The sequence below is a fragment of the Bradyrhizobium cosmicum genome (genome assembly GCF_007290395.2).
Lineage (GTDB): Bacteria > Pseudomonadota > Alphaproteobacteria > Rhizobiales > Xanthobacteraceae > Bradyrhizobium > Bradyrhizobium cosmicum.
Genome location: NZ_CP041656.2, coordinates 5,605,612 through 5,617,990 on the forward strand (window position 1 = coordinate 5,605,612; position 12,379 = coordinate 5,617,990).

Here is a 12,379-nt window from a genome sequence, read left to right on the forward strand (position 1 = left end):
CACGATTGCATAATCAGCAAACTGATTTTATACAATCTGTCTTGACTCAGATGGGACGAGAGGCCGGATGAAATCGGGAGATGTGGCAAAGCAACGGATGAGCGGCAGTCACGGCTCCACGCCGGACACCGTTCGCGAGGCGCTGCGCCGCGCGATCAGCGCGGGTGAACTCGCCCCCGGCCTTCAACTCCGGCAGGACGAGTTGGCCGAGAAATTCGGAACCAGCCGCATCCCCGTGAGAGAGGCGCTGCGGCAATTGGAAGCCGAGGGTTTTGTGACATTCCTGCCCAATCGCGGGGCCGTCGTCTCGGATCTCTCCATCGACGAAGTCGTGGAGCTGCTCGAGATTCGCATCGCGCTCGAATGCCACGCGCTACGCCTCGCGATCCCCGCGATGGGCGACATCGACCTGGACGATGCCAGGGCGATCCTCCGCTCCTACGACGAGGAGCCGGATCCAGAAAAATGGGGCGCGTTCAACTGGCGCTTCCACAAATCGCTTTATGCGCCCTGCAATCGTCCGCGCCTGCTTGCGATGATCGAGGCCAATTACGGCCATGTCGGCCGCTTCACGCGTGCGCTGGTCTCACGCGCCACCGGCAAGGACCGGCCGCAGCGCGAGCACTATCAATTGCTGGAATTCTGCCGCGACGGCGAAGTCGAGAAAGCCGTGCGCTTGCTGCGCGAGCACATCGTGCAGACCCAGAAGACGCTGCGATCTGCACAGCGTCACGCATCGCGGGACACGGCCGGCTGATGTGAAAGCCGATCGGCCCCACCGGGTTGAGGAGAGTACGCTTGAAGACGAACGACGTTGAGATCCTGGTTATCGGCGCGGGCATGGCGGGTCTTGCCACGGCCTATTACCTCGCCGTCGAGCACAAGCGCTCGCGCCTCTTGATCGTGGATGAGGGGCAGCCGATGGCGCTGACATCAGCTCAGTCGGGCGAGAACTATCGCAACTGGTGGCCGCATCCGACCATGGCGGCATTCACCGATCACAGCACGGACCTGATGGAGGATATTGCGCGCCGCACGGACAACCGCATCCACATGACGCGGCGCGGATATCTGCTCGTGACGCGCGAAGAGAAACCGGAAGAGCTGCTGCGGCAGTTGCATACCGGCTACGGCACTTCAGCCTCGAAGCTGATCCGCCAACACGAGGGCACGAGCCAGAACTATGCGGCCCCGCTGTCGGCAGACTGGCAAACCGCGCCCGACGGCGTCGATGTGCTGCTCGGCCGGGACCTGATCCAGCGTACCTATCCGGCGTTCGACAAGGAGGTCGCCACCGCGCTTCACATCCGCAGGGCCGGCGACATCAGCGGTCAGCAGCTCGGACAGTACATGCTGGAAACGATGCGCCCACTCGGTGCGCAGTTTCAGCAGGCGCGGGTGGTCGGCATCGCCAAGGCCGACCGGTTCCTGGTTGATGTCGTCGTCGACGGCGCACACCAGACGATCAAGGCTGATATCATCGTCAATGCAGCGGGCCCCTTTGCTGCGTACATTGCGGCGATGCATGGCGAAAAGCTGCCGATGCAGAATGTGCTTCAGCAGAAGATCGCGTTCGTCGATCGCAATCGCGCGGTGGACCGCAAGATGCCATTTGCGATTGATCTCGACGGTCAGACGCTCGCTTGGTCTCCTGAGGAGCGCGAGGCGCTGGCCGCGGCCCCCGAGATGGCCCGGTTGCTGGAACCGATGCCGGGCGGCATTCACTGCCGACCCGACGGAGGCGATCACGGTCAATGGATCAAGCTTGGCTGGGCCTTCAATGCGGAGCCGTCCGAACCCACGCGGGAACCCGAACTGAATCCCTATTTCCCGGAGATCGTGCTTCGCGCCGCAAGCCGGCTCCAGCCCGCACTCAGGCAATATCTCGGCGCCCTTCCGCGCGACCGGGTGCATTACGGCGGCTACTATCCCATGACGAAGGAAAACTGGCCCCTGATTGGCGCGGCCAAGACCCCGGGCGTCTTCCTGACAGCCGCCTTGTCGGGCTATGGAACCATGTCGGCCTGCGCCGCTGGCGATCTTTGCGCGCGTGCCGTGGTCGGCGCGCCCTCGCAAGCCTTCGCGGACGTGCTCTCGCTCGCGCGCTACGACGACAAGGTGCTCATGGGCGAACTCGATAGCGCGGAGAGCCGCGGCCTGCTCTGATCGCCCACATGTCGGGCGTCTTCACGCTGCGACCGGCGTCTCCCAGACTGCGGCTGCTGCGGCGTCATCTTCGCGCTGGGCATTGCACGCGTCGAAATGCGCTTTCAGCGCAATTTCGGCGAGATGTTCGAAATGTTCGGCCTGGCCAAGAAGTTCCCAGTTCTGCAGCGGCCGGTAGGCCGCCTGCTGACGACAGAGGGACGCCAGCGCCCGGTAGCGACGTACGTTCTCCATGAGACCCTCCCTCGCATTCACAGACCTTATGGTCCTTATTTACGTCAGGCGGATGGCGGTTGTGCAAAACATTTGCTGTATGCACAGCGCGCCCGACCGCGATCGGCATTTGAGAAATGCGCAGACGGGTGTTGGTTCCTATCGCACCGTGGAACCGGTCTCGTCAGGCATGGCGCTGGCTAAGCGGAAAGGCGTTGTTCCACGGTCACCCCGATCAGATCGAGATACCGTTCGATCGGTTCAGGCCGGCCAATGAGATAGCCCTGCATCTCCTCGCAAGCCTCGCGCGCGAGGAACACCCGCTGCGCTTCGGTCTCCACCCCTTCCGCGACCACTGGGATCTTCAGGGCGTGCGCAAGGCTCAAAACCGCGCGGACGATCTCGGCCGATTGCGGCGTCGCTTCGAGATCGGAGATGAAGCTGCGGTCGATCTTGATCTTGTCGAACGGGAACGACTGGAGATAGGACAACGAGGAATAGCCGGTGCCGAAATCGTCCATCGCGATGCGGATGCCGAGCGCCTTCAGGCGCCGCAGCAGAGTGAGCGCGCGGGTGAAATCGCCGATCAGAACGCCCTCGGTGATCTCGACCTCGAGCCGCGTGGGCGCCAGCCCCGTCTCCAGCAGGATCTGGTGGATCGAACGTTCGAGGTCGCCGGCCTGGAACTGGACCGGCGACAGATTGACCGCGACCTGCAATGGCCGCGGCCAGGACGCCGCCTCGCGGCACGCCTCGCGCAAGACCCATTCACCGAGCCGGATGATCAGTCCGTTTTCCTCGGCGAGCGGAATGAACTGGTCCGGCGGCACGAAGCCGCGGGTCGGGTGGTTCCAGCGCACCAGCGCCTCGAAACCGATGATCTCGCCGTCCATCCGCGCCTGCGGCTGGAAGTAGACGAGGAGCTGGTTCTGCTCGACCGCCTGCCGGAGATCGTGCAACAGCAGCCTGCGGTCGCGCAGCTCGCGGTCCATCTCGGATTCGAAGAAGCAGACCCGGCCCCGGCCCTCACGCTTGGCGCGGTAGAGCGCCGAATCGGTATTGGCGAGCAGCGTCACCGCGTCCACGCCGTCATCCGGATAGATCGCGATACCTACGCTCAAGCCGACATGGGGGAGATAATCGTCGACCTCGAGTTCGTTGCCGATCGCCTCGACCAGGCGTTCGCCGAGCGCCAGCACCTCTTCGCGGCAGACATCGTCCGGCATCAGGATCATGAACTCGTCGCCGCCGATACGGGCGACGAAGCCGCCGTCGGCTTCCTCGGAAAGGCGTCCGGCTGCTGCCCGCATCAACATGTCGCCGACGGGATGGCCGAACACGTCGTTCACTTCCTTGAAGCGATCGAGATCGAGGCTGAGCACCGCAAAGCTGGTCGACGCCTCCTGGGCACGTTCCAGCCGCTCGCTCAGTGCCGCATTGAATGCGCTTCTGTTGGGCAGGTCGGTCAGCGCATCGTGATGTGCGAGGTGGCTGATGCGTTCCTGGGTGGTGATGCGCTCGGTGACGTCCTCGATCACGCCGACCAGATATTGCGGCTCCCCCGCGGCGTCCGTGATCAGCATCTTGCGTGAGTTGATGACGCGGTCGTGCCCCTTGACGCCGACTTCGAGCAGATGCTCCTCGAGGAACATCGGCATACCGCTGGCAACGACCCGGCGGTCCTGTTCGTTAACAATGCGGGCGACATCCGCCGGAAAGACCTCCTCGGGCGTCCTGCCCAGCATCTGCTCGCGCGGCAGGCCGTAATAATCCTCGCCGGCGCGGTTGAGCAGGATGTAGCGCGAATCCTTCGCACACTTTGCGAACACGGCGATCGGGATGTTGTCCACGATGGTGTCGAGGAACTCGCGCGTACGCAGAAGGTCCTCTTCCACCTGCCCCTGCGTCTTCGCGCGCGCCTCGGTCATCCGTTGGCGATCGCGGTCGCTCGCCTCATAGGCGGCGCTGACGAGTTCACCCAGCTTGACGAGCTGGACCTGACCGGCCGCATCGGTGGCGCAGCGAAGCTGCTCGGCGAACAAGCGATGCATGCTCATGCCGTCGCTCCCCGCCGCGTGCAGGCCTCATGCCTGCAATTCTCTTCGGTCCGCATCCCCGCGCTCTCTCGCGTTCCTAACCGCAGATTGCGATGCGTAGCATTGCGCGGGCGTTAATCGAATTTTCGCGTCGGGCGCGTTGGTTACCCCGGCCTGAAGGAGTCGATCGATTTGCGCGGTACCTCCGTAGAACCCCGGAGAATAGTGGCGCACCTTGGTACAGCCAGCGCCGGGACTTCCTCTTCACGCGTCTCATCCGTAGTCTACCGGATGAGCGCGCCCTCTCGGAGCTGCATCGGCCGCGCGGGACCGTCCCGCAGGACGGGAGCCCGTGCGGCCTCCGCCGCGACCCGAATGGCCGCGATGTTGCCGGTATAATCGGCGCTGCTGTTGCCGCGAAAAACGGCGGAGCCTGCCACGAGTGTATCGGCGCCCGCGGCGGCGACAGCAGCGGCATTGTCCCGCGTGATGCCGCCATCGACCTCCAGGCGGATCGGCCGGTCGCCGATCATGCGTCGAACCCGCCTGATCTTCTCGAGCTGGGAGTCGAGGAAGGATTGGCCGCCAAAGCCGGGATTGACGGTCATGACCAGCACGAGATCGAGACGATCGAGCACGTACTCGATCGCGCCCTCGGGAGTTGCCGGACACAGGCTGACGCCGGCTTTCTTGCCGAGCGCGCGGATCGCCTGCAGCGAGCGGTCGAGATGCGGACCGGCCTCGGCATGGACCGTGATGACGTCCGCCCCCGCCTTTGCGAAGCCCTCCAGATAGGGATCAACAGGCGCTATCATCAGATGCACGTCAAATATCTTCGACGTCACCGGCCGGATCGCCTTGATGATTTCGGCACCGTAACTGATGTTCGGAACGAAATGGCCGTCCATGACGTCACAATGGATCCAGTCAGCGCCGGCCGCGTCGATCGCCGCGACTTCCTCGCCGAGGCGTGCGAAATCGGCCGCCAGGATCGACGGGGCAATGATGATCTCCTTGGTCATGGCTTGGCACTCCGCGCATCGGCTCCGCCGCTGAAAACACGGCTCGCCAGCACGTCAGCGGGATCGATGCTTTCGAGGTCCGCGATGTCCAGCATGCGATCGAGATCAGAGACAAGGCGATCGGCCTGCCGCAATCGGATGCGGTCGACCGCATTGCGGATCGAGCGCGCGTTGGAGAAGAACGGCTGGGTTCGGCGCAGCGCGATGTATTTCTCGAATGCTTCGCGCGCGGCAGTCGAGAAGCGATAGCCGCGCTCCCTGAGCATCAGCTCGGCGATGACCAGCAACTCGGCCTCCGCATAGTCCGGAAAATCGATGTGGTGGGCGATCCGCGAACGGAAGCCTGGGTTGGACGCGAAGAAGCTCGTCATTCGTTCGCCGTAGCCCGCCAGAATCACGACGAGGTCCTCGCGCTGGTTCTCCATCACCTGGAGCAGGATCTCGATCGCCTCCTGGCCGTAGTCGCGCTCGTTGTCGGGCCGGTGCAGATAATAGGCCTCGTCGATGAAGAGCACGCCGCCCATCGCCTTCTTCAGGATCTCCTTGGTCTTCGGCGCGGTGTGCCCGATATACTGCCCGACGAGATCGTCGCGCGTCACCGAGATCACCTGCCCGCGCCGGACGAAGCCGAGGCCGTGCAGGATCTTGGCCATGCGCATCGCCACCGTGGTCTTGCCGGTGCCGGGATTGCCGGTGAACGACATGTGCAGCGTCGGCGGCGACGATGCCAGGCCGGCACGCTGACGGATGCGCTCGATCAGCAGCAGCGACGCGATCTGACGCACGCGGTCTTTGACCGGCCGCAGGCCGATCAACTCCTGTTCGAGTTGTTGCAGCGTGTCGGTGATCCCGGCGGCTTCGGCCTCTTTGCGGAGATCGAACGCGGTTTCGGTGGTGGGCACATCAAGCATTGGCGCCTCGAATAAAATGGCTTCGCCGCGGGGCGGCGGCGAAGCAGTTGTCCGCCAAGGATCTGGAGCAGCAAGGCTCCGCGCGGAGACGAATGGCTATTGCAGCGCGTGCGCGGCGTTCTTTCGGATGGTGCTGTAGCGGATGGCGCGCCCACCGATCTCCTGCCGAACCAGCTCGAATTCCGCCTCCTGCGGTGGCCGGTTGACCAGGAACGAAATCCGCACCGACTCCCAACCATGGCTGGAATCGAACCCGCTGATGCGAATGTAACGATCGCCATACACCCGGCGGCATTCGGCGAGCTCCATCATCACGCCGGCTGCATCCTGCAGATCGAACATCGGCAGGCCCCACATCTCCCAATAGGTGTTGCGGGGATGCGGATCGTCGGTGAACTCGATGTTCACCGCCCAGCCGTTGGCCAGGCAGTACTGCACCTGCTTGGTGATCTGATCGTCGGTGAGGTCAGGCAGGAACGAGAAGCAACCCTGGGTCAGTTTCATGTTCAGTCTCCTCAAACGGTTTCCAGCGCGGTGGGCACGAAGTCCGGCGTGTCGGTGGACTGGTAGTTGAAGCTGACGTCCTTCCAGACCTCGAGCGCGGCCTTCAGCGGCGTGCAGGTCTCGGCCGCCCTGGCCAGGATTTCCGGCCCTTCGTGGACGTAGTCACGCCCCTCGTTACGGGCGAGAATCATCGCCTCCAATGCCACGCGGTTGGCGATCGCACCGGCCGCAATGCCCATGGGATGACCGATGGTTCCGCCGCCGAATTGAAGCACGACGTCTTCGCCGAGCAAGTTGAGCAATTGATGCATCTGGCCCGCATGAATGCCGCCTGACGCCACCGGCATCATCTTGTTCAGGCTCGCCCAGGACTGGTCGAAGAACAGGCCGTGCTCGAGCATGGTCGGATTGAAGTCCTCGCGGCAGACGTCGTAATAGCCGCGCGTGGTGTTGGGATCGCCTTCGAGCTTGCCGACCACCGTGCCGGCGTGAATGTGGTCGACGCCCGCCAGACGCATCCATTTGGCGATGACGCGGAACGACACGCCATGGCTCTTCTGCCGCGTATAGGTCGAGTGACCGGCGCGATGCAGATGCAGGATCATGTCGTTGCGCCGAGCCCATTTCGCCATCGACTGGATGGCGGTGTAGCCGATCACGAGGTCGATCATGACGATGACCGACCCGAGCTCCTTGGCGAACTCCGCGCGCTCGTACATGTCCTCCATCGTCCCGGCGGTGACGTTCAGGTAAGTGCCTTTCACTTCGCCGGATGCCGCCTGTGCGCGGTTCACCGCCTCCATGCAATAGAGGAAGCGATCGCGCCAATGCATGAACGGCTGCGAGTTGATGTTCTCGTCGTCCTTGGTGAAGTCGAGGCCGCCCTTGAGCGCCTCGTACACCACGCGGCCGTAATTGCGGCCCGACAGCCCGAGCTTCGGCTTGACCGTTGCGCCCAGCAGCGGCCGGCCGAACTTGTCGAGCCGCTCGCGCTCGACCACGATGCCGGTCGCCGGTCCCTGGAACGTCTTCACATAGGCGACCGGGAAGCGCATGTCCTCCAGCCGCAGCGCTTTCAGTGGCTTGAAGCCGAACACATTGCCGATGATCGAAGCGGAAAGGTTGGCGATCGAGCCCGGCTCGAACAGGTCGAGGTCATAGGCGATGTAGGCGAAATAGGAGCCCGGCGTGCCCGGCACCGGATCGACGCGGTAGCATTTCGCGCGATACTTTTCGGCTGCCGTCAAGCGATCGGTCCACACCACCGTCCAGGTCGCGGTCGAGGATTCGCCTGCCACCGCGGCGGACGCTTCGATCGGGTCCACGCCCTCCTGCGGTGTGACGCGGAAAAGTGCGATGACGTCGGTGTCCTTCGGCACATAGTCGGGCTCCCAATAGCCCATGCGTGCGTATTCCATGGTGCCCGAGCGATAGCGCTCCTTGCCGCGGACGGTTCCTGTATGTGCGTTCATGGCTCTCTCCCTCGTTTCTCTCTCTTTTGACTCTGCTCAGGCTGCGACGTGCTCGCGGGTGTCAATGCGCGGATCGAGTTCGCCGGCGCGGTAACGCCGCGCCATCTCGCTCATCGGCACAACCTTGATCTTGCTGGCGTGGCCGGCTGTGCCGAACTGCTCGAACCGCTCGCGGCAGAGGTCGCGCATCGCGTCCATCGCCGGTTTGAGGAACTTGCGCGGATCAAACTCAGAGGGCGACTGCGCGGCGACCTTGCGGAACACAGCGGTCATTGCGAGGCGGCAGTCGGTGTCGATATTGACCTTGCGCACGCCGCTCTTGATGCCGCGGACGATCTCCTCGACCGGTACGCCCCAGGTCTGCGGCATCTCGCCACCGAACTGATTGAACATGTCTTGAAGCGGCTGGGGCACGGAGGAGGAGCCGTGCATCACGAGATGCGTGTTCGGCAGCCGGCGGTGGATCTCCTCGACCACCCGCATTGCCAGGATGTCGCCATCCGGCTTGCGGCTGAACTTGTAGGCGCCGTGCGAGGTGCCCATCGCGATCGCAAGTGCGTCGACCTTGGTGGCGCGGACGAAGTCCACGGCCTGGTCGGGATCGGTCAGCAGCTGGTCGTGGCTGACCTTGCCTTCGACGCCATGGCCGTCCTCCTGCTCGCCGCCGCCATGCTCGAGCGAGCCGAGCACGCCGAGCTCGCCTTCGACAGAGGCGCCGACCCAATGGGCGAGATCGACGACGCGGCGGGTGATAGCGACGTTGTAGTCGTAGTCGGCCGCGGTCTTGGCATCGGCCTTCAGCGAACCGTCCATCATCACCGAGGTGAAACCGTGGGCGATGGCGCTGGCGCAGGTCGCCTCGTCATTGCCGTGATCCTGGTGCATGCAGAGCGGGATGTCGGGATAGGTCCGCTCCAGCGCGTCGATCATGTGCGAGAGCATGATGTCGCCGGCATAGCTTCGCGCGCCGCGCGAGGCCTGGATGATCACGGGCGCATCGACCTCGGCCGCCGCCTGCATGATGGCGATGCCCTGCTCCATGTTGTTGATGTTGAACGCCGGCACCGCGTAGCCGTGACTGGCGGCGTGATCGAGCAATTGGCGAAGAGTGATACGGGCCACGAAGAGTCCTCCTGTTATGGCTTGCGGGCGCGGGCGATCGCCCGCCGGGCGGCTTCCGCAATGCCTTGCGAAGTGATGCCGAATTCGCGGTAGAGCACAGGTGCAGGCGCCGACGCGCCGAAGCCGCGCATGCCGACGAACTCGCCGTCGAAGCCGATCCAGCGATGCCAATCGCCGACGATGGCCGCCTCGACGCCGACGCGCGGCGCGGTGCCGAGAACAGCCGCGCGGTAGTCCTCCGGTTGCTCGTCGAACAGCGCGAAGCAAGGCGCGGAGACCACGGCCGCACGGACGTGCTCGGTCGCAAGCAGGCGGGCGGCTTCCAGCGCGATCGACACTTCCGAACCTGTTGCGATCAGCGTCACGTCACGGCCGCCGTCCGGCGAGACCACGAGATAAGCGCCCCGCGCGACGCGGTTCCGGCCGCGGGCGTCGCTGCGGAAGGTCGGCAGCGCCTGCCGCGACAGGCACAGCACGGAGGGACGATGCTCGGACTCGAGTGCGCAGTCCCAGGCCTCCAGCGTCTCGACCGCGTCGGCCGGGCGGAACACCAGCAGATTCGGAATGACGCGTAGCGCCGCGAGATGTTCGACCGGTTGGTGCGTCGGACCGTCCTCGCCGAGACCGATGGAATCGTGAGTCATCACATGGATGACGCGCAACCGCATCAAGGCCGCAAGGCGGATCGCCGGCCGGCTGTAATCGGAGAAGGCAAGAAAGGTGCCGCCATAGGGAATGAAGCCGCCGTGCAGCGCGAGACCGTTCATCGCGGCTGCCATGCCGTGCTCGCGGATACCATAGTGGATGTAGTCGCCGTCGAACGCCCCGCGCTTCACAGGCGTCTGCGCCTTGGCGTGCGTCAGGTTCGAATGGGTCAGGTCCGCAGAGCCGCCGACCAGACCGGGAATGGTCGCAGCGATATGGTCGAGCACCTGTTGCGAGGCTTGTCGTGTCGCGAGCTTCGGGCGCTCGCTGGCAAAGCGCTCGCGCAGTTTCGCCGCGGCCAGCGCATAGGCGGCCGGCAGGGCAACGGCCTTGCCCTCGACGAACAGATCGCGCTGCTCGGGCGTCGCGCATTCGTAGCGATCGAGCCAAGCGAGACGATCGACCTGCCCGCGCTGCCCGATCATCCGCCACGCCTTCATGATCGGGACAGGCACCACGAAGGGCTGGTAGTCCCAGCCGAGCGTTCGGCGCGCGGCCGCGATCTGCTCGGTGCCGAGCGGCGCGCCATGCGCCTTCTCGGTGCCTTGCCGGTCCGGTGCGCCATAGCCGATGATAGTGCGGCAGGCGATCAGTGACGGTTTTGCGCTCTCGCGCTCCTCGGCAATCGCCTGCGCGACGGCTTCGGGATCGTGTCCGTCGACGCGGCGCACCGACCAGCCTGAGGCGGCGAAGCGCATGAGCTGATCATCCGAGGTCGCGAGCGAGGTCGGACCGTCAATGGAGATGCCGTTGTCGTCGAACAGCACGATCAGCCGCCCTAGTCCGAGATGGCCGGCGAGCGAGATCGCCTCCTGGCTGATACCTTCCATCAGGCAGCCGTCGCCGGCGATGACATAAGTGAAGTGATCGACCAGGCCATCGCCATGCCGCGCATTGGCCATGCGCTCGGCGAGCGCCATGCCCACGGCCGTCGCGATCCCCTGCCCCAGCGGCCCCGTCGTGGTCTCCACGCCAGGCGTGTGGCCGTATTCCGGATGGCCCGGTGTCTTCGAGCCCCACTGCCGAAACGCCTTGATGTCATCGAGGCTGACATCGCCGCCAGTGAGATAGAGCAGTGCATAAAGCAGCATCGAGCCGTGCCCCGCCGACAGCACGAAACGGTCGCGGTCCGGCCAGTTCGGATGCGCGGAGTCGAATTTCAGGAAGCGCGAGAACAGCACGGTCGCGACGTCGGCCATGCCCATGGGAAGGCCGGGATGGCCGGACTGCGAGGTCTCGATGGCGTCGATCGCGAGGAAGCGGACGGCGTTGGCGAGATCGCTATGCGCGACCGCCGTGAGATCGGCTTCGGCACGGACGGAGATGTTCATCGGATCCTCCCCTTACTTCAGGTTTCGCTTGCGCTCGATCAGCTGCATGATCAGCGGCGTCAGGATGAGCTGCATCGCGAGGTCCAGCTTCGCACCGGGACACACGATGGAGTTTGCGCGCGACATGAAGCTGTGCGGCAGCATCGACAGCAGATAGGGAAAGTCGATTCCGCGTGGATTCTTGAAGCGGATCACCACCATCGATTCGTCCGGCGTCGGGATCCATCGCGCGACGAACGGATTGGAGGTATCCACCGTCGGAACACGCTGGAAGTTGATGTCGGTCTCGGAAAATTGCGGGCAGATGTAGTGGATGTAATCCGGCATCCGCCGCAGAATGGTGTCGGTGACGGCCTCGGTCGAATAGCCGCGGGCGCTGCGGTCGCGATGCAGCTTCTGGATCCATTCGAGATTGATGACGGGCACGACGCCGATCTTGAGATCGGCATAGCGCGCGACATTGACCTTGTCGGTAACGACTGCGCCGTGCAGGCCCTCGTAGAACAGCAGGTCGGAATTCTCCGGCAGCCGTTCCCATTCGGTGAAGGTGCCTGGCGCTGCGCCGTGCAGCGCAGACTCCTCGGCGTCGTGGACGTAGTGCCGTGTCGTCGCGGTGCCGGTCTCGCCATAGTCCCGGAACGCCCGCTCGAGCTCCTCGAACAGATTGGTCTCGGGACTGAAATGGCTGAAATGCTTGTTGCCGCGATCGGCCTCCCTGGCCATCTGCGTGCGCATCTCGGTGCGGTCATAGCGGTGGAAGGCGTCGCCTTCGATGTAGGCGGCATTGACCTTCTCGCGGAAGAATATCTGCTCGAAGGTCTTTTTCACCGAGGTCGTGCCGGCGCCGGAGGAGCCGGTGATGGAGATGATCGGATGCTTTCTGGACATGCGCCGTTC

At 64.3% G+C, this 12,379-nt stretch carries 11 protein-coding genes; 2 read left to right on the forward strand and 9 right to left on the reverse strand.

Annotated elements, in window-relative coordinates; all coding sequences use genetic code 11:
* The first annotated feature begins 67 nt into the window (after nucleotides 1-67).
* On the forward strand, nucleotides 68-757 hold the full coding sequence (locus tag FNV92_RS26910; protein ID WP_143843843.1) for a GntR family transcriptional regulator: 690 nt from the start codon (nucleotides 68-70) through the stop codon (nucleotides 755-757).
* A 41-nt stretch (nucleotides 758-798) separates the two neighbouring features.
* Nucleotides 799-2,166, forward strand: coding sequence for an NAD(P)/FAD-dependent oxidoreductase (locus tag FNV92_RS26915; protein ID WP_143843842.1), 1,368 nt, complete (start codon nucleotides 799-801; stop codon nucleotides 2,164-2,166).
* Nucleotides 2,167-2,187: 21 nt separating this feature from the next.
* Here the strand turns inward: FNV92_RS26915 and FNV92_RS26920 are convergent, their stop codons facing one another.
* The 9 genes from FNV92_RS26920 to FNV92_RS26960 all read right to left on the reverse strand — a co-directional run bounded on the left by FNV92_RS26920 (nucleotide 2,188) and on the right by FNV92_RS26960 (nucleotide 12,370).
* Nucleotides 2,188-2,400: a hypothetical protein gene (locus FNV92_RS26920; RefSeq protein ID WP_015687859.1), complete on the reverse strand. Its 213-nt coding sequence runs from the start codon at nucleotides 2,398-2,400 to the stop codon at nucleotides 2,188-2,190.
* A 179-nt stretch (nucleotides 2,401-2,579) separates the two neighbouring features.
* Complete coding sequence (locus tag FNV92_RS26925) at nucleotides 2,580-4,436, reverse strand: putative bifunctional diguanylate cyclase/phosphodiesterase (protein WP_143843841.1); 1,857 nt, start codon at nucleotides 4,434-4,436, stop codon at nucleotides 2,580-2,582.
* Nucleotides 4,437-4,699: 263 nt separating this feature from the next.
* Nucleotides 4,700-5,437: a ribulose-phosphate 3-epimerase gene (gene rpe, locus FNV92_RS26930; protein ID WP_143843840.1), complete on the reverse strand. Its 738-nt coding sequence runs from the start codon at nucleotides 5,435-5,437 to the stop codon at nucleotides 4,700-4,702.
* Nucleotides 5,434-6,348: a CbbX protein gene (gene cbbX / locus FNV92_RS26935; RefSeq protein ID WP_143843839.1), complete on the reverse strand. Its 915-nt coding sequence runs from the start codon at nucleotides 6,346-6,348 to the stop codon at nucleotides 5,434-5,436. Before cbbX ends, rpe begins: the two co-directional genes overlap by 4 nt.
* Before the next feature lie 96 nt (nucleotides 6,349-6,444).
* Complete coding sequence (locus FNV92_RS26940; protein ID WP_143843838.1) at nucleotides 6,445-6,852, reverse strand: ribulose bisphosphate carboxylase small subunit; 408 nt, start codon at nucleotides 6,850-6,852, stop codon at nucleotides 6,445-6,447.
* 11 nt (nucleotides 6,853-6,863) lie between these two features.
* Nucleotides 6,864-8,324, reverse strand: a complete 1,461-nt coding sequence (locus tag FNV92_RS26945) for a form I ribulose bisphosphate carboxylase large subunit (protein WP_015687864.1) — start codon at nucleotides 8,322-8,324, stop codon at nucleotides 6,864-6,866.
* A 36-nt stretch (nucleotides 8,325-8,360) separates the two neighbouring features.
* Nucleotides 8,361-9,446 carry a class II fructose-bisphosphate aldolase gene (gene fba / locus FNV92_RS26950; RefSeq protein WP_143843837.1) on the reverse strand — a complete coding sequence of 362 codons (1,086 nt, stop codon included), beginning with the start codon at nucleotides 9,444-9,446 and terminating at the stop codon, nucleotides 8,361-8,363.
* Between the two features lie 14 nt (nucleotides 9,447-9,460).
* Nucleotides 9,461-11,482, reverse strand: a complete 2,022-nt coding sequence (gene tkt / locus FNV92_RS26955) for a transketolase (RefSeq protein WP_143843836.1) — start codon at nucleotides 11,480-11,482, stop codon at nucleotides 9,461-9,463.
* A gap of 12 nt (nucleotides 11,483-11,494) precedes the next feature.
* On the reverse strand, nucleotides 11,495-12,370 hold the full coding sequence (locus tag FNV92_RS26960) for a phosphoribulokinase (protein ID WP_143843835.1): 876 nt from the start codon (nucleotides 12,368-12,370) through the stop codon (nucleotides 11,495-11,497).
* Nucleotides 12,371-12,379: the final 9 nt, after the last annotated feature.

Excerpts from the sequence above, each read along its gene's own strand:
- FNV92_RS26940 (WP_143843838.1), bottom strand. The coding sequence starts at position 6,852 with ATGAAACTGACCCAGGGTTGCTTCTCGTTCCTGCCTGACCTCACCGAC.
- FNV92_RS26960 (WP_143843835.1), bottom strand. The coding sequence starts at position 12,370 with ATGTCCAGAAAGCATCCGATCATCTCCATCACCGGCTCCTCCGGCGCC.
- FNV92_RS26920 (WP_015687859.1), bottom strand. The coding sequence starts at position 2,400 with ATGGAGAACGTACGTCGCTACCGGGCGCTGGCGTCCCTCTGTCGTCAG.
- tkt (WP_143843836.1), bottom strand. The coding sequence starts at position 11,482 with ATGAACATCTCCGTCCGTGCCGAAGCCGATCTCACGGCGGTCGCGCAT.
- FNV92_RS26925 (WP_143843841.1), bottom strand. The coding sequence starts at position 4,436 with ATGAGCATGCATCGCTTGTTCGCCGAGCAGCTTCGCTGCGCCACCGAT.
- rpe (WP_143843840.1), bottom strand. The coding sequence starts at position 5,437 with ATGACCAAGGAGATCATCATTGCCCCGTCGATCCTGGCGGCCGATTTC.
- FNV92_RS26945 (WP_015687864.1), bottom strand. The coding sequence starts at position 8,324 with ATGAACGCACATACAGGAACCGTCCGCGGCAAGGAGCGCTATCGCTCG.
- FNV92_RS26910 (WP_143843843.1), top strand. The coding sequence starts at position 68 with ATGAAATCGGGAGATGTGGCAAAGCAACGGATGAGCGGCAGTCACGGC.
- cbbX (WP_143843839.1), bottom strand. The coding sequence starts at position 6,348 with ATGCTTGATGTGCCCACCACCGAAACCGCGTTCGATCTCCGCAAAGAG.